The 15,554-nt window shown below is 60.5% G+C and carries 16 protein-coding genes, 2 tRNA genes and 1 pseudogene; 13 read left to right on the top strand and 6 right to left on the bottom strand.

Annotation, left to right across the window (positions count from 1 at the left end; all coding sequences use genetic code 11):
• A pseudogene (locus WBV42_RS16990) lies at positions 1-463 on the top strand (hypothetical protein); the annotation flags it as partial.
• A 68-nt stretch (positions 464-531) separates the two neighbouring features.
• Here the strand turns inward: WBV42_RS16990 and WBV42_RS16985 are convergent.
• Positions 532-1,575 (bottom strand): ATPase domain-containing protein, encoded by a 1,044-nt coding sequence (locus WBV42_RS16985; protein WP_423987077.1) that lies wholly within the window; start codon positions 1,573-1,575, stop codon positions 532-534.
• Positions 1,576-1,812: 237 nt separating this feature from the next.
• Here WBV42_RS16985 and WBV42_RS16980 point away from each other — a divergent pair, with 237 nt between their 5' ends.
• The 3 genes from WBV42_RS16980 to WBV42_RS16970 all read left to right on the top strand — a co-directional run bounded on the left by WBV42_RS16980 (position 1,813) and on the right by WBV42_RS16970 (position 3,382).
• On the top strand, positions 1,813-2,619 hold the full coding sequence (locus WBV42_RS16980; protein ID WP_423987076.1) for a CHRD domain-containing protein: 807 nt from the start codon (positions 1,813-1,815) through the stop codon (positions 2,617-2,619).
• Between the two features lie 197 nt (positions 2,620-2,816).
• Positions 2,817-3,224 carry a hypothetical protein gene (locus WBV42_RS16975; RefSeq protein WP_423987075.1) on the top strand — a complete coding sequence of 136 codons (408 nt, stop codon included), beginning with the start codon at positions 2,817-2,819 and terminating at the stop codon, positions 3,222-3,224.
• Between the two features lie 85 nt (positions 3,225-3,309).
• A tRNA-His gene (locus tag WBV42_RS16970) sits at positions 3,310-3,382 on the top strand.
• A gap of 259 nt (positions 3,383-3,641) precedes the next feature.
• Here the strand turns inward: WBV42_RS16970 and WBV42_RS16965 are convergent.
• Positions 3,642-3,878, bottom strand: coding sequence for an amphi-Trp domain-containing protein (locus tag WBV42_RS16965; RefSeq protein WP_423987074.1), 237 nt, complete (start codon positions 3,876-3,878; stop codon positions 3,642-3,644).
• 270 nt (positions 3,879-4,148) lie between these two features.
• On the opposite strand from WBV42_RS16965, the gene WBV42_RS16960 reads away from it, so the two are divergent.
• A complete protein-coding gene (locus tag WBV42_RS16960; protein WP_423987073.1) occupies positions 4,149-4,955 on the top strand; it encodes a ZIP family metal transporter in 807 nt (268 codons plus the stop codon).
• Here WBV42_RS16960 and WBV42_RS16955 read toward each other — a convergent pair.
• A complete protein-coding gene (locus WBV42_RS16955) occupies positions 4,952-6,415 on the bottom strand; it encodes a glycosyltransferase (RefSeq protein ID WP_423987072.1) in 1,464 nt (487 codons plus the stop codon). The two genes, WBV42_RS16960 and WBV42_RS16955, sit on opposite strands and share 4 nt — an antisense overlap.
• A gap of 301 nt (positions 6,416-6,716) precedes the next feature.
• Between WBV42_RS16955 and WBV42_RS16950 the strand changes: the two genes are divergently transcribed.
• Genes WBV42_RS16950 through WBV42_RS16935 form a run of 4 tightly spaced genes read left to right on the top strand, consistent with a single transcriptional unit; the run spans position 6,717 to position 9,239 of the window.
• Positions 6,717-7,379: a hypothetical protein gene (locus tag WBV42_RS16950; RefSeq protein ID WP_423987071.1), complete on the top strand. Its 663-nt coding sequence runs from the start codon at positions 6,717-6,719 to the stop codon at positions 7,377-7,379.
• Entirely contained in the window at positions 7,376-7,723 is a 348-nt protein-coding gene (locus WBV42_RS16945; RefSeq protein ID WP_423987070.1) for a hypothetical protein, read from the top strand. Before WBV42_RS16950 ends, WBV42_RS16945 begins: the two co-directional genes overlap by 4 nt.
• Entirely contained in the window at positions 7,720-8,448 is a 729-nt protein-coding gene (locus WBV42_RS16940) for a hypothetical protein (protein WP_423987069.1), read from the top strand. The genes WBV42_RS16945 and WBV42_RS16940 overlap by 4 nt, the downstream gene beginning before the upstream one ends.
• Before the next feature lie 44 nt (positions 8,449-8,492).
• A complete protein-coding gene (locus WBV42_RS16935) occupies positions 8,493-9,239 on the top strand; it encodes a hypothetical protein (protein WP_423987068.1) in 747 nt (248 codons plus the stop codon).
• A gap of 31 nt (positions 9,240-9,270) precedes the next feature.
• On the opposite strand, the gene WBV42_RS16930 is transcribed toward WBV42_RS16935, so the two are convergent.
• A complete protein-coding gene (locus tag WBV42_RS16930) occupies positions 9,271-9,951 on the bottom strand; it encodes an SOS response-associated peptidase (RefSeq protein ID WP_423987067.1) in 681 nt (226 codons plus the stop codon).
• 66 nt (positions 9,952-10,017) lie between these two features.
• Complete coding sequence (locus tag WBV42_RS16925) at positions 10,018-11,184, bottom strand: CBS domain-containing protein (RefSeq protein ID WP_423987066.1); 1,167 nt, start codon at positions 11,182-11,184, stop codon at positions 10,018-10,020.
• A gap of 95 nt (positions 11,185-11,279) precedes the next feature.
• On the opposite strand from WBV42_RS16925, the gene WBV42_RS16920 reads away from it, so the two are divergent.
• Entirely contained in the window at positions 11,280-12,491 is a 1,212-nt protein-coding gene (locus WBV42_RS16920) for an RNA-guided endonuclease InsQ/TnpB family protein (protein WP_423987065.1), read from the top strand.
• Between the two features lie 24 nt (positions 12,492-12,515).
• Positions 12,516-12,878, top strand: coding sequence for a cupin domain-containing protein (locus tag WBV42_RS16915; RefSeq protein ID WP_423987064.1), 363 nt, complete (start codon positions 12,516-12,518; stop codon positions 12,876-12,878).
• On the opposite strand, the gene WBV42_RS16910 is transcribed toward WBV42_RS16915, so the two are convergent.
• Complete coding sequence (locus WBV42_RS16910) at positions 12,875-13,051, bottom strand: hypothetical protein (RefSeq protein ID WP_190303684.1); 177 nt, start codon at positions 13,049-13,051, stop codon at positions 12,875-12,877. The genes WBV42_RS16915 and WBV42_RS16910 overlap by 4 nt on opposite strands.
• Before the next feature lie 240 nt (positions 13,052-13,291).
• Here WBV42_RS16910 and WBV42_RS16905 point away from each other — a divergent pair, with 240 nt between their 5' ends.
• Together WBV42_RS16905 and WBV42_RS16900 are read left to right on the top strand one after the other, a co-directional pair.
• The gene (locus WBV42_RS16905; protein WP_423987063.1) at positions 13,292-15,346 is read left to right on the top strand and encodes a DEAD/DEAH box helicase; all 2,055 of its coding nucleotides are present in this window, start codon (positions 13,292-13,294) and stop codon (positions 15,344-15,346) included.
• Positions 15,347-15,397: 51 nt separating this feature from the next.
• Positions 15,398-15,470 (top strand) — tRNA-Pro (locus tag WBV42_RS16900).
• Positions 15,471-15,554 lie beyond the last annotated feature (84 nt).

The following is a 15,554-nucleotide window of genomic DNA, read 5'->3' as shown; positions in this document are numbered from 1 at the left end:
GGGGGATTTCTTCGGGGGGACGGCACCGGTCGTATTTGCACAGCCACAGACGGCCAACGGTTCCGACCCGGTCATCTCACGGCTATCGAAAATCACCGGCAATTCGTTCGGAGTGAGACTTCAGGAGGAAGAGGGCCAAGACGGGCACGTGAGCGAGACGGTCGGGTACATCGCTCTCCAGCGAAGGTCCGGACGGATCGACGGGCGGGTGTTCGAAGTACGGCAAGCTGATGAGGAGATTACCGAGGAGTGGCAACGGATATCCTTCGGCAACAGGTACGATTCGCCGTTGTTCTACGCCGATATGCAGACGCTCAACGGCGGCGACACCGCGGAGCTTCGGTATCGAAACCTCACTGGGAACGGTGTCGAGGTGAAGATCGAAGAGGAGGAGAGCGCCGATACGGAAACGAGTCACGTTCCCGAGACGGTCGGGTACGCCGTCTTCGAAGGGTCCGTGTGAACTTCCTCGGCCTGCTCCGCCTGTAGAACACGTTACATCACTGAAACTCGACAGCGACCCGTCACCGTTCATTCGGACGCGTCTAGCTCCGACCGAGCGTTCCGATCGGAACTCGGTTGTTCGTCGGATTCGATGGCTTCCTCGGCCGATTCCATTTCCTCGATCGGGTCGAACGATATCAACCCGTCTCCGCTCGTGTACTCGTAGGCGACCCACTCGGGAATCGTCAACACGCCGTTCATCTTGCGGATGCGGATCCGTTTGATGAGCACGTCGTCGACGAGCGATCCGTTCAACTGCAACTCGACGAGGCCGTCGATGACGTAGCTCATGTCGTGCGGAAACGCGTTCTCTTCCCCGGCGAACGTCGCTCCCGCAAAGACGGTGACGAACCTTCCTTTGCAGACGTCCGCGCGAATGTCCTTGACGAAATCGTACGCTTGGACGGGCTGAACGAGCGTTCCGAACTCGGTCAGCGAGTCGATTGCGACGATACCCGTATCGCTCATCGACAGCGATTCGAGACAGTTGTCGAGTTTGTTTTGCAGTTCGCTCGTATCGCTCGGGTCACGAACCGTCGTCGTGACGGGCGCAGTGACGTGGTGCAGGAAGTGGTTCCACTCGTCCATCCGGGTGAACATCCGGTCGCGGTCGCTGACCCGGTAGGTGAAGCAGTCGAGGACGTGTAGCTGTCCGGATTCGAGATACGGAAGGACGTTCCACTCCAAGGAGAGGAACTGCTCGATGACCGAAATCGGCGGTTCGGTGAAGCTGACGACGATTGCCGGTTCGCCGCGCCGAAGCGTCCGCCAGACGAGTTCGGTCCCGATGGCGTTGTCGCGCGTCCCACCTTCCCCGGACAGCAGGATGAACGAGTTGCGTGGCAACCCTTCCGGAAGATGCTCGTCGAGCGCCGAGATACCCGTGGTTATCTGGCGAAACCCGTGATAGGTGGTGAACACGCGGTCGTTTGCTACCATCTCGTTCCGGCACGTCTCCGAACAGAATTCGTAGGTCGTCTCGCCGTGGGCCAGCGTTACCGTCTCGTCGAGACACGGGAGGCGACAGAAATCGCACGGTCTCCGGTCGGCGTTCCCGGATACATCACTCATAGTCACATGTTAGCATCCGAGCGAGATGAAACTACGCCCAACGGAACGAGAGAATTGGAAACCCAGTTCCCTCCCGGACTTTTTTAGAAGTTATAGAGATCAGTAACCAACCATTACGGGATTCAGGGTACATATTACGGATCACAAGGTGTGTATTTTGATATCAGAAACTATAGTATTATATTTGGAAGATATATAACAAATAGAAAATGGGAATAACACAGAGTTGGATCACAAATGGTTGATCAACGAAAACGCCGCACGATGCAAGTGCTTGGCATGGGACTCACCGGATTGGCCGGCATCAGTTCGGGGAATGCGATGTTGAACGGTAACGGAGCGTCGATGGGTAAGGACGGTTCGAAAGGGAGCAAAGGGAAGAAGTCGAAAGGAAAGAACAGCCCGCAAATCGCGCTCGAAGGGCAACTGTACAGTACCAGCACGCTCTCTGGTAAAAAGGAAGTACCGAAGAACAGAAGCCCCGGAGAAGGTGTCGCGGCGTTCCGATCGACGCCGGATAAGAAGCGACTCGATTTCGCACTGCTCGCGATAAACACGACGTCGCAGATAACGGCCGCACACCTGCACCTGGGCGAGAAGGGTGAAAACGGACCGGTCGTGGCATCGTTGATCGGCGAGGATGTCGACGCACAGCAGTTACTCATCCTGAACAACGTAGCCTCGACGGGATCGATCCGAGCATCGGACCTCGTCGGACCGCTCGAAGGGGATTCGATAGCGGACCTGATCAGCGAAATTCGCGCGGGGAACGTCTACGTGAACGTTCACACCGAAAAGTACGCGGACGGCGAAATCAGGGGCCAGGTCTGCACGGCCTCGAAGCTCGACGTCGGCTTCGAAGGGGACATCACCGGTGTCTCGCGAGATTCGGTGATCGGCATCTGGTACGACCTCTCGTTGGACGTGGATCTGAAGAAAAAGCGTAGCCACCACGGCGGTGACGGGCACCACGGTGATGACGGCCACGGCGGTTGGGATCACTGCAAACCGAAGCACGGCAAAGACGGTAAGGACGACGAGTAGCGACAGTTCGCTCGGGAACGTACACCGCGATTTTTTCGGAGATCGAGTCCCCGTACCGACGGGTAACGCCGGGAACGAAATACACAATCACGATGGTACATCGATCACGGTCCGTTCGACCAGCGACCGGTGTCTTTGGGTTGGCGACGAGGGCGTTCGGCTGAAGGGTTTAATGTGAGGGACGGAAACTATTCAACATGAACGTCCGAGACGCAGTGGAGGCTGACGGGGGACGCCTCGCCGCACTGGCCGACGTTCCGACCGATGTGATGGCCGACGTGGTTCACGACCGGACGGTCCGCGTGGCCGAATCGGACGGGGACATCGACGGGTTCGTCGGATACGAAGCCGACGAGAAGACGGTCCACGTTACCCATCTCTTCGGTGCGGAGTCGGCTTGTGAACGCCTCCTCGACGAACCGATACGCTTCGCGGAGCGGGAAACCATGCCGGTCGAAATCCTGCTCCCCGAATCGGAAACCGAATCCGACACCATCGCTGTCGCCGAGGCGGTCGGGTTCGAGGAAACCGAACCCGGTCCGTGGTTCGACGGCCACCGTACCCGTCGATTTCGACTGGAGAATCCGACGACCGAACGAGAGTGAGTACGAGTAACACGTCAGAAACCACCATACGCGGCTTCCTTTCCGAAACGTATTTTAATCTCTCCCGTTTACCTCGATATGCGTGTCCGGGTTGGGGTAGTGGACTATCCTCCAGCCTTGTGGAGGCTGGGACGCGGGTTCGATTCTCGCACCTGGACCTTTTCTGAGCGATAAACCGTGAGTGGCCGGTTTCGCGGTCGAAACCGGCCACGAGCAAGTGGCAAGCGAAGAAAAATCCTGGAAGAGGATCAAATCCTGCCAGCGGCAGCCCGCGCAGCCGATGCGAACGGCAACGCCGTGAGCAAGCGAGCAGGACCCTCTGGCTCCGGTTCGATTCTCGCACCTGGACCTTTTGCGAACAATACCTCGTGAGCGGGTGGTTTGTCGAAAATAGAAGTGTGAAGTCTCGAAGTCCAGCTATTTCGGTTTCCAGTCCAATTTTATCGTGACCGTTTCGCGGTCACCACGGAGGACGGACGAGGATTCCCGAATCCCGATTTCGTAGCCGATCTTCTTCCGTGGCGAGAGCGTGACGGTCTTGTTGCCGACGTCCACGTTGGCGTCACCCTTCTCACGGAGTTGATCCGCGATGGCGTCCAGTCGGTCGGCTTCTTTGCGCGATAGCTTTTCCTCGTGGAGCGTTTTTTCGGACATCGCAAAAGGGGTACTCAACCGTCTCGGATAGCCGTTGTGGGCAAGAAGTTCGGCCGTCGAACGCGGACGTTTTCATGACTTCGGGGAGTGCCCGAAATCACGGTTCTCACGGCCACTCAATGCAGAATAGCCCTATTCAGGATACTGCGTCCGATTTTTCGGCGAACCAAACAAATCCCATAATCAAAAATACCTAATCGGCCGGTAGAAATCTTAGGTCGGCCAAAAACGGCAGAAAGCCCTACAAGTCCGTAGTTCAAACGAACATACATGAACTGGGGACCGTACGTACTCGTCTTCGTCGCAGGACTGATCGCGGCGTTCGGGACGAGTCTCGGGGCAGTTCCGTTGTTCTGGGTCGATGACATCGGGGACAAGCTCGACGTTGGCCTTTGGGGGTTCGCTGGCGGATTGATGGCGTCCGCGTCGGTGTTCGGACTGCTGTTCGAAGCGTACAAGAAAAACAGCGGGTGGCTGCTCGTCGGTGCGGGCATCGCCTGTGGAATCCTCCTCGTGATTTTCGCACACTACGTGGTAGACCACTACGGACCGGATTTCCAACCGGAGGACATCGCGCAGGGGGATTTCCAGACCATCCTCAACATCCTGCTGGTCCTGTTCGTCCACAGTTTCCCGGAGGGACTCGCCATCGGCGTCTCCTTCGCCGAACTCAATCACACGGGCGGGATTCACATCCTCGGGTTTACCGTTCCCATCGTTGCCATCGCCATCACGGGATCACTGGCGATTCACAACTTCCCGGAAGGGTTGGCGACCGCGATTCCGATAAACGACGTGGACAGTATCGGAAACGGACGCATGTGGGGAGCCGCGTTCTTCACGAGTCTTCCACAGCCAATCGGGGCAGTCATCGCGTTCTACTTCGTCCGATTGGCACAGCAGTTCCTCGGGTTCGGATACGGATTCGCGGCAGGATCGATGCTGTACCTCGTCATCGGCGACGTGCTGCCGGAAGGACTGGAGGCCGGTGAAAGCCTCTCGAACCCGACGTGGTACCTGTCGGCTGGCGTCATCGTCGGATTCGTCGTGTTCATCCCGCTGGTGTTCGTCCTCTAACGGACGAGCCGTCCGAGGGTTTCCAACCAACGGGTCACCTGCTCGAACACGAGGTAGTTGTCCGTGACGTGCCGCTGGGCGCTGTACGACCAGTCATCCCATTTGTCGGCGGCTTCGAGCACCGAATCGAGCGTTTCGGCGACCGATGCTGGGTCGCCGGAGTCCGGGACCAATCGACCGTCCTTGCCGTCGCGGATCTGTGCGGTGATGCCGCCGGTGTCGGAACCCATCAGTACCGCCCGCTTCCACATGGCTTCCGTCACCGTGAGACCGAATCCCTCCTGAAGCGAGTTCTGGGCGACGACCGACGAACACCGCTGGAGGGCGTTGATGACGAGCGCGCTCTCGTGCTGGTCGGGCGGCATGACGATGACGGCGGCATCGTCCCGTATTTCGGGATCGAGGGCGAGCCACTCCTCCTCCAAGTTTTCGAGCGCCGCCCGCCCTTCCGGGTCGTCGGCGACCGACGACGGGTCGGGACCGACGAGGAGGAGCCGTGCGTCCTCGATTCGCTTCCGATGGTCGTCCGAGCGGGTGGAGTCGGCCGCAGACCGGACGTCGCGCTTCAGTTCGGCGAAGCCACGCAGCAGCGGGACGAACCCTTTGAGGCTGTCCCATCGTGAAATTTGACAGATGGTCGGCCGGAAGAGCAAGCCGATATCGGCCGGTTTCGTCGCGGGAGCGAACGATCCATCGGCCTGCAATCGCCGGGCGGGTTGGCCGAACTGCTTGACCGGGTGACCGGTGTCGATGAGGTCCGCCCGTGCCAGCACCGTGGCGACTTCTTGAGGCTTCATACGGCGGTTTTTCGCGCTGAACGGGTCTATCGCGGGAGGAATGATGTCCGCGTCGGTCGCCAAAAAGTCGGGAACGTACGCTGGAAGCGTGAAGACGGTGCGATCGTAGTCGCTGATCCACGGCTCCAAGAACTTCCATGCAGTCCGTGATTTCTCCGAGTGTTCCTCGGATCCGATGTGACAGCGCCAGACGGCGGGAACGCCGAGTTCTTCGACGACCATCGCACCGGCCGCGAGCGGTTGTGGGTCGTGAACGACGAGGACGTCGTCCGGAGCGATACGATCGGCGAGTTCGTCGGCCACCGACCGACTCGTCGCCTCGTAAATCTCCCGTTCGTGGTCCACGAGTTCGGGGTCACCCGCACCGTGGAGCAGGTTGTGAATCTCCTTCGTGAACTCGAAGAATACGGGCTCGTCGACGTCGATGACCGCCCACTTCGCATCGACACCGAGCGCACGGGACAGACTGACCAGTTTCGGCATCATCTCCGCCACACCACCGCCGCTGGCCGTCGAATTCACCATCCAAACGGTGCGACCGTCGAGCGCGGCGACGTCGTCGGTGACCGCATTCTGCATCGCTTCGACGGAATTTCGCAGCACCGTATCCGTCGCGTACTCCGCCATCGTATGTTCTACGTCGATGTCGATGAGCTGAATCATTGGTACCGCCAGGGCAGTATGTGAGATGACAGCACACCGTAAACGAGTTTTGTTCGGAATCTGTCAATCTGAATTACCGAAGCGAGCGCGCTCGTTCGGAGAAACGCAGAACGAGAGGGAAATTCGAGGAACATCCCGGCCAAGCGTAGCACTCGTGTTTATTTATCCAAATAGGGGGCGAATACATCAGTCAGAGAGCGTTCGAATTTACGCCTAAAACCGCCAGAGAGCGTCCGAACCCCTCGGGGAAAGGCCAGAATGGCTTAGTAAAACCATCGGGATTCAATTTACGTTGGTTACCATGACAGAAACAGCCGATCAGGATGACACTTTCCGTGCCGACGAAGACGCCGACGAGCACGCCCGGAACGAAGGGCGATTGTTGACCGACGGTGGGGAGGAGGAAGAAAGCGAGGAAACGACCGAAGAAGGAAACGAAGAGGAATCGTCGGAGGGGAGCGAAGAGCAGTCCGAGGAGTCACAGGAGGGGAGGGAAGAATCACAGGGGAACGGAGAAGGGGACGAAGGCGAATCGGAAGGGGACGGGGAGAACGGAGAGTACGGCTATCGGGAGGACGATGGGACGACGGTGTTGTATCTCGACCTCGAAGGGCTGTTTCTCGACCTCCTCGGTCTCGAAGTGGACCTCAACGAAGTCGAGTTGGACGTCTCCGCGGTCAGCGGTCCCGGTCGGTTGTTGGGGAACTTGCTCTCCGGCGTCGGGAACCTGCTCGGCGGGAGTCTCTTCGAGGGGTTACTCGGCGGCGACGAGGACTCCGACGAGGACTCCGAGGACGGTTCGGGTCGTGTTTCGTCGGCGATGGAGTCGGCCGGTGAGTCGATACGCGACGCGCTGTCCGACATCCCGCTCGACGAACTGCTCACGACGCTCCTCAAGGAGATCGTCGATCAGATGTTCGGCGACGACTCCGAGGAGGAGTCCGGGGACGAGTCCGGAGCATGAGCGACGAGAGTTCGTCGCTCGACGTCGGCGATGCCATCCGGAACATCGATATGGACGAGGTGTTCGCGGACACCTCGCTCGATGCTGGGGTGGCAGACGACGCCTCCGTCGAGTCGCTGGGGTCGACTATCGGGGAATTCGTCGGCCGCAACCTCGGCGCGTGGCTCGGCGGGGTTCTCGGCGGTCTGCTGCTGGATTCGCTCCTCGATACCCCATCCGAGAGCGAAGCGGACGACGGCGAGGAGAGCGATACTGAAGAGCACGATGAAGCCGGAGACGAAACGAGCGATGAATCCGAGAGCGAAAGCGAAGACGACGCGGACGACGGTGGTGAGACCGAATGAGCGACACACCCGACCCGAAAGAAGCGATCACCGACGAACTGTCCGACCAGGTCGATGTCGGTTCGCTGGTGAAAGGCGAGAGCGTCGGCGACCAAGTCGACGGGCAATCGCTGGGGCGGTCGTTCGGCGAATCCGTCGGCGCGCTCGCGGGCCGCAAACTCGGCCGCGTCGCGGCCGGTCAGCTTCTCTCCAAGCTACCGTTTCAGGGAAGCGATGACGAGAACCCGTCACTGCTCGGCCGTCTCGCCAGCGCGTTCGTCGTGGCCCTCGGCAAGACGCTGCGCAAGCCGCAGTTTCGGGACCCTATCGAGAGTTCGCTTCGCGAGTACGTCGAAAAGCGGGAATCGACCGAAACGCTGGACGATGCGAAGGAGACCACTGAGGAGGTGGTGGAGTCGCTCGGCGAGGGTGAAGACGAAGACGGGGAGTCCGACGAAAAGGAGTCCGACGAGGGAGGTACCGATGCCGCCGATGTCGATTTGAACCCGGACGACGTGCAAGCCATTCGGGAGGAGACCTACCGGGAACTCCTCGAAACGATGGATTACTCCGAACTGCAGTCCGTCGCGAAGGAAGTCGACGTGAAGGCCAATCTCGGCCGCGACGAGATGGTCGATGCCATCGTCGAGCAGTTCAACAACGGGGAGGAAGACGAAGCGGCGGACGCGAAGGACGGCGAAGAAGGAGATGACACGGACGAGAACGACACTGCCGATGAGGAATAGAACACACTGCGGCCGAAGACACCCCACGAACGCCCACTGAAACGATGACAAACGACGACCCAGACCTCGAACGACGCCTCGAAGACGGGATGGAGGAGATCCGGTCGGCGCTCGACGCCACCGACGGCGACGAGTTACCGAATGAAACGGCCGAATCCGTTCGCGAGCGTACCGATGCAGTCGCCGAAGCGGTGTCCGATGCACCGCTCGGCGAACTGCTCACGGCGTCCGGATTCGAGCACGACTCGGCGGACGTGACGCCAGCGGACCTCCCGATGCTGATGCAGGACGCCGACGCCGACGCGGTGCTCTCGCTTCGACACCTGTTGGAGATGGCCGACCTCTCGGACGAATGGTCGAACCTCGACGCCGAAGAACGGCTCGATCGCCTCGAACGTATCGGCGGGGATGGAATGGAGGACGACGGCAGCAGGAGCGTGAGCGACCTGCTGTCGTCGGTATTCTCGCTGGGGAGTTCGGACGAGACGGAAAACGAGGGCGACGTGGGAGCCAACGAGGAAGGGAGTTCGGACGAAGAAGGTAGTGAACACGAGGATGCGGAAAACGGAGAGTTCCTCTCGACCGAGGACGCCGTCGAGGAGTTCAGTTCCCTGTTCGGCAGGCTCAAAGGGGATGAGGAAGCGGAGGACGATGCCGATGAAGCGGAGGATGAAGAGGACGACGGTGACCCCGGTCGAGGCGGTGCGACGGACATGCACTCGACGATGCCGTCCTCCCGGTCGGACATGGACAGTCGAAAGCGACATTCGACGGTGCGCGGAAAGAACTGAGTTCGACCGAGTCGCGGGTTTTTCGTCTCGATTAGGCGAAATCCCCGAGGCCCGTCTGTGCGTCCTCATCGGCGACGACTTCCTCCACGACGTCCGGCGAGTCGTTGGCCGGGTTGTTGACCGTCGTGGAGACCGGATAGGAGCGCATTTTTCGGGCCGGGAAGGGATTTAGCACGGATCGTCGTTCGTCCTCGTCGCCGTCGAGCCACGTCGTCTCCTCCTCGGGTGCGAGAATGACGGGCATGCGATGGTGGATTTCGCCGACGACGTCGTTGGGTTCCGTGGTGACGACGGTGAACGAAGTTTTGTGTTCCCCATTCTGCCATGGCTCCCACAACCCGGCCATCGCGAACGGCTTCCCGTCCGTTCTGGTCATTCGATACGGTTGCTTTCCCGTCGGCGTCTTCTTCCAGTCGTAAAAGCCGTCGGCGAGCACGAGACACCGACGTTCGCGGTAGGCGTCGCGGAAGCTCGGCTTGTCCGAAAGCGTCTCGGCGCGGGCGTTGATGTGTCCGCCGCCGAACTCGTCGGCCCAGTGGGGAACCAATCCCCACGTCGGGAAGCTGATTTCCTCGGGCGCGTCGTTGCGGACGACGGGGTGTTCCTGCCCCGGCGCGACGTTGTACCGCGGACGGATCTCCCGGACCGGCGTGGCATCGAACCGGTCTTCGAGTTCGTCCTGCGGCGCGAAGAGCGAAAGGCGTCCACACATACCTACTACTCGGCGAGGAACGGGGATAAACGCGACGGCAAACAGTGTTCTGCGGGGGTTCGAAGTCTACGATGGCTGTTCGCGGAGGGCGAACTCGTCCTCCGAACGCCCGCTCTTGTTGATGATGTTGAACGCGGTCATCAGGTCCGTTCGGGAGATGATTCCGGCCACGTCGCCGTCGGTATCGATGACGGGAAGCCGACCGATGTTGTTCTGCTGGATCGTTTCGAACGCGTCCATCGCGTCGCTGTCCGCGGGAATCGTCTTCACGTCCGTAGACATCACGTCCCGAACCGTGTAGGCGTCGCGCTCGACTTGCTGCACGCTCCGGGCATCGTCCAGCGTTATCATGCCGACGAGTTCGCCGTTCTCGATGACCGGGTAGCCGGTGTGGCGCTGACGGAACATCGTTTCGAGGAGTTCGGCGATGGACGTGTCCGGCGAAACCGTGTGTAGATCGTCCGCGGTCGTCATCACATCACGAACCCGAACGTTGCGGAACGTCGCCGAGAGCACCGACTGTTGAGCCTCGCTGGTCGCGCCGATGTAGATGAAGAACGCGATACCGATGAGGATGATGTTCCCGCCGAACAGGCCAAATATGCCCAACAGGATGGCGAACAGTTTGCCGACCTCGGCGGCGATTTGCGTCGCTTGTGCGAACGGGCGCGTTCGCGCGAGGAGCGCGCGCAGGACGCGTCCGCCGTCCATCGGGAACCCGGGAAGCAGGTTGAATGCGGCGAGGACGATGTTCATCAGCGCGAGGTAGCCGAGGACGAACCGAACGGTATCGAAGCCCGAGGGGACGACGAAGAGCGCGGCAAACGAGAGAACACCGAGGATGATACTGACGACCGGACCGGCGATGGCGATGAAGAACTCCTCGGACCACTCCTCCGGTTGGTCGGTGAGCCGCGCGATGCCGCCGAAGATCCACAGTGTGATGGAGTCGATGGGATAGCCGTAGTGCATCGAAACGACGGAGTGGCCGAGTTCGTGGAGGATGACGCCCGCGAACAGACCGATCGCAGCGGCGACGCCGAGATACCACGGCATCATTCCCGACGAGAGCGGGGCGGCGGTTAATCCGAGGCCCCAGAGGTCGTTCAGGATGGTGACCCAGTACGACACCTGCGTTCCGATGAGCCACGCGAATATAGGGAGGATGAGCAGGAAAGTGAGGTCGAGTTGTATCGGAATGCCGAACGCGCTCCCGATTTTGAAGCTTCTCATGGGGGAATATTGCATCGGAGGTGCCTTAAACTTCGTCTCGGAGCGGGGAGAGACGTCCCGAAGTATTCAAGGGGGCGCTCTGGGGAGAAAAGAGCGTGAGCGGTTCCGAGTATTTCAGGCGAACGGCGGTAACGCGCCTCGCGGTCGAGGCAGACGACCACGAGCGGCTGCTGTCGATGGTGCGCGAGTGGAAACGCGGGTGCCAGATCGCGGTCAACGTCGCGTGGGGGGTCTGTCACACGCGGAACGAAGTCCAGCAACTGGCGTACGAACCGTTGCGTGAGCGTACCGAGCTGGGAAGCCAGCACGCCGTCCTCGCCACCCACCGCGCCGCCGAAGCCATCAAGCGCGCGCTCGAACGCGGTGACGACGCGGAGAAGCCGGAGTTCACCAGCCCGACCGTCGTCTACGACAGCCGGACGTTGACGCTGTTCGACGACGGAAACATCAGTCTAACCACGACCGGCGACCGGGTTCGCTGTCGCCTCGTGATGCCGGAGGGAAGCTACCAGTCGCAGTATTTGAACGACGAGCGATGGGAACCGGCGAAGAGCACGCTTCACTACCGCGACGGGAACTTCGATTTGCATCTCGGCTTCCGACGCCCGCGTCCCGAAGTCGAACTGCCGACGGAGGACTCGACCGTCCTCGGCGTCTCCCTCGGCGTCGAAAATCTCGCCGTGACGAGCACGGCGCGCTTTTTCTCGGGTGGGGAACTCGCCCACCGACACGCCGAATTCGCCGACCTCCGTGCCGATCTACGCGAGACGGACACCCGAAGCGCACGACGAACGCTCAGACGGGCCAGCGAGCGCATGGAGAACTTCGCCCGGAACGAACTCCACGAGGTCGCGGGCGGTATCGTCTCTGAAGCCGAGGAACACGGTTGTTCGGTCATCGCGTTCGGCGAACTCGAAGGGACACAGGAGACGCTGGAGAAGGCGACTCGGTTCCATCGCCGGACGTTCGGACGGCTGTTCGAGTTCGTCGCGTATCGAGCGGCCGAGCGGGACGTCACGGTCGTACAGGTGAATCCCGAATACACGAGTCAGCGTTGTACGTCGTGCGGATTCACACACCCACAGAACCGGGACGTGGAGAACAACCGGTTCGAGTGTCTGAAATGCGGCAACGAGGCCAACGACGATTACAACGCGGCGAAAAACGTCGGCTTCCGCTGCATCCGACGCGGCCCGCTCTCCTCGCGGGGCGTCGGCGCAAAATACTGTGCGCTGGCATCCGGTCGAGTGACGCCCGACGGCGAGTTCGTGCCGAACGAGGAACTGGAAACGGTGCAAAAACCTTAGCCCGACCCCTTCGAATGGATGAGTATGTCCGAACCTATCGTACGAAACGCGGACGACATCGACTACGAACCCGTCGGGGCCGCCGACGGCATGGCGAAAGGAGTGCTCATCGGTGAGGAACAGGACGCGCCGAACTTCGCCATCCGCCGGTTCACGCTCGAACCCGGCGCGACCGTGCCCGAACACACGAACGAAGTCGAACACGAACAGTTCGTGCTGGAAGGCGAGTACGTCGTCGGCATCGGTGACGAGGAGTACGAAGTCAGCGCTGGAGATTCACTGTTGATTCCGGCGGGAGTAGTTCACTGGTATCGAAACGAGAGCGACGAACCCGGTGCGTTCATCTGTGCGGTGCCGAACGGGGACGACGAAATTCAGCTCGTCTAACGATATTCGGAGAGCGAGATAACGGCGTCGATGGACGCCGATACCCACGCGGCGTCCCGTCGTGTATCGGTCATTCGAACGAGCGGTCGCTTTCGGTCGGAACCGTCTTCGATTTCGAGGATAACGTCCTCGTCGAAACGCCGTGGGAGTTCTTCTTCTTGCGTGCCTTTCATATGCTACCTTGTAGCGCTACTGCGCTCTGTCCACGGCTACCGGTCGGACCGGCTTTGTTATGAGCCGGTTGTAAAACGGTATTGCGCGAATAACGGCGTCACAGTGCCGTTATTCTCCGATTGAAGGTCGGTAGGATCACATTTCTTCGAGTGATGCCACGGTCTATCACGCCGATTTTTCGACCGTGTGTCGCCGTGTCGTTCGAATCGCTGAAATAGCTCCGGTGTGTAGCATGTCTCGTGTCGAAGCAGGCCCAGCAGGTGGAGACGCTCTTCTGCCACGAGACGGACAGGGGCTATCAGGTGGTCGCCCGGCGGGACGGTGAGCGACAGTTCCGCGCCATCCTCGAACTGAAGGAGACGGATGCGGGGCCACGGCCCGGCCGGTTTCTGTTGAAGGACGGATCGAGCGAAAAGCCGCGCAGTCCCGACGAGTTCGTCGAACTCGCGCGGAACGCGAACCGAATCCGAATCTCACAACAGACCTCGTCCGAAGCCCGGAACGAACTGAAGGAGATGCTCGACGGCTACCAACTGGACGCGAAAGCGGTGCGGACGTGTCGGTTGTGTGCCAACAAAGGACGCTACTCGCCGATCAACAGCGAGACGGCCATCGATACGGGCGACGAGTACATTTGTCCCGACTGTGCGACCCGCGAACTGGAGCGGGAACTCTCGTTCAGGGGGAACCTGACCAGTGCCGCACAGGACCGGCTCGAAGACCTCCTCCTGGAAGTACAGGACCTGAAGCGGATTACGAACCTGCTCAAAGGACGACTCGACCCGGACCTGACGAAGTTCGACGAGATAAGCGCGAACGTCGAGGACATCGAACTGGAGCGGACCGATTCGCTCAGCCTCCACCCCGGCATCCAGAACCTGCTCGAATCGCGATTCGATACCCTGCTCCCCGTCCAGAGCCTCGCGGTGCAGAACGGCCTCCTCGACGGGGACGACCAACTCGTCGTCAGCGCGACGGCGACCGGGAAGACGCTCGTCGGCGAGATGACGGGACTGGACCGCATGCTGAACGGGAAAGGCAAAATGCTCTTTCTCGTGCCCCTCGTCGCGCTGGCGAACCAGAAGCACGAGGACTTCAAGGAGGAGTACGGTGACCTCGCCAACGTCACCATCCGCGTCGGTGCGAGTCGGGTGCGTGACGACGGCAACCACTTCGACCCGAGCGCGGACATCATCGTCGGAACCTACGAGGGAATTGACCACGCGCTCCGCACCGGACGGAACCTGGGCGACATCGGAACCGTGGTGATCGACGAAGTCCACACCTTGCAGGAGCAGGAGCGCGGTCACCGCCTCGACGGGCTCATCTCGCGGCTGAAATACTACTGCGAGAAACGAGCCGAACAGCACGACGACTACGACGGCGCACAGTGGGTGTATCTCTCCGCAACCGTGGGGAATCCAAAGGATTTGGCCCAGGGATTGCGAGCGAACTTGGTCGAGTTCGAGGAGCGCCCGGTCGCGCTGGAGCGCCACGTCACGTTCGCCAGCGGGCAGGAGAAACCGGTCACGGAGAACAAACTCGTCAAACGCGAGTTCGACCGCGAATCCTCACAGGGATATCGCGGCCAGACCATCATCTTCACCAACTCGCGGCGGCGCTGTCACGAGATTTCCAGAAAGTTGGAGTACAACTCCGCGCCGTACCACGCCGGACTGGATTACGGACGGCGCAAGAAGGTCGAACGCATGTTCGCGGAGCAGGACCTCGCGGCGGTCGTTACGACGGCCGCACTCGCCGCCGGGGTTGACTTCCCGGCCTCGCAGGTCATCTTCGACTCGCTGGCGATGGGAATCGAGTGGCTCACCGTCCAGGAGTTCCACCAGATGCTCGGCCGTGCGGGGCGGCCCGATTACCACGACCGCGGGAAAGTCTACGTCCTCGTGGAACCCGACGGAAGCTATCACAACAGCATGGAGATGTCCGAGGACGAGGTGGCGTTCAAGCTCCTCAAGGGCGAGATGGAGGACGTACACACGCTCTACGACGAAAGCTCTGCGATCGAGGAGACGCTGGCGAACATCACGGTTGGCGGGAAGGCCGCGAAGCGTCTGAACGACCGGATGATCGGCGACGTGCCGACGAAACACGCGCTCGGCAAACTGCTCGAATACGAGTTCATCCACGGCTTCTCGCCGACCCACCTCGGGCGGGTCATCACGAGTCACTTCCTCGCGCCCGACGAGGCGTTCAAAATCCTCGACGGTATCCGAAAGGACAAGGAACCGTTCGAAATCGTCGCCGACCTCGAACTGTTCGGCGAGGACGAATAATCGAAAGCCAAACGAAACGTTTTACAGGGGGAGTGCGCTACTGAAAGGTACGGGATCGTGGGGTAGCTTGGTATCCTTTCGGCCTTGGGTGCCGATAACCCCGGTTCAAATCCGGGCGATCCCATTTTTGCAGTATCAATCTGCGAGCGACGCATAGCGGCGCGAGCGAAAACGGAACCCAAACATCATTTTGAGAGCTTGGGCGGCA

It is taken from the genome of Haladaptatus sp., assembly GCF_049589095.1.
Lineage (GTDB): Archaea > Halobacteriota > Halobacteria > Halobacteriales > Haladaptataceae > Haladaptatus.
The sequence above is the reverse complement of the archived record's forward strand: the minus strand, read 5'-3'. Positions and strand labels throughout refer to the sequence as shown.

Excerpts from the sequence above, each read along its gene's own strand:
- WBV42_RS16980 (WP_423987076.1), top strand. The coding sequence starts at position 1,813 with ATGGTTGATCAACGAAAACGCCGCACGATGCAAGTGCTTGGCATGGGA.
- WBV42_RS16985 (WP_423987077.1), bottom strand. The coding sequence starts at position 1,575 with ATGAGTGATGTATCCGGGAACGCCGACCGGAGACCGTGCGATTTCTGT.
- WBV42_RS16930 (WP_423987067.1), bottom strand. The coding sequence starts at position 9,951 with ATGTGTGGACGCCTTTCGCTCTTCGCGCCGCAGGACGAACTCGAAGAC.
- WBV42_RS16965 (WP_423987074.1), bottom strand. The coding sequence starts at position 3,878 with ATGTCCGAAAAAACGCTCCACGAGGAAAAGCTATCGCGCAAAGAAGCC.
- WBV42_RS16925 (WP_423987066.1), bottom strand. The coding sequence starts at position 11,184 with ATGAGAAGCTTCAAAATCGGGAGCGCGTTCGGCATTCCGATACAACTC.
- WBV42_RS16945 (WP_423987070.1), top strand. The coding sequence starts at position 7,376 with ATGAGCGACGAGAGTTCGTCGCTCGACGTCGGCGATGCCATCCGGAAC.
- WBV42_RS16955 (WP_423987072.1), bottom strand. The coding sequence starts at position 6,415 with ATGATTCAGCTCATCGACATCGACGTAGAACATACGATGGCGGAGTAC.
- WBV42_RS16950 (WP_423987071.1), top strand. The coding sequence starts at position 6,717 with ATGACAGAAACAGCCGATCAGGATGACACTTTCCGTGCCGACGAAGAC.
- WBV42_RS16935 (WP_423987068.1), top strand. The coding sequence starts at position 8,493 with ATGACAAACGACGACCCAGACCTCGAACGACGCCTCGAAGACGGGATG.
- WBV42_RS16915 (WP_423987064.1), top strand. The coding sequence starts at position 12,516 with ATGTCCGAACCTATCGTACGAAACGCGGACGACATCGACTACGAACCC.
- WBV42_RS16910 (WP_190303684.1), bottom strand. The coding sequence starts at position 13,051 with ATGAAAGGCACGCAAGAAGAAGAACTCCCACGGCGTTTCGACGAGGAC.
- WBV42_RS16975 (WP_423987075.1), top strand. The coding sequence starts at position 2,817 with ATGAACGTCCGAGACGCAGTGGAGGCTGACGGGGGACGCCTCGCCGCA.
- WBV42_RS16940 (WP_423987069.1), top strand. The coding sequence starts at position 7,720 with ATGAGCGACACACCCGACCCGAAAGAAGCGATCACCGACGAACTGTCC.
- WBV42_RS16960 (WP_423987073.1), top strand. The coding sequence starts at position 4,149 with ATGAACTGGGGACCGTACGTACTCGTCTTCGTCGCAGGACTGATCGCG.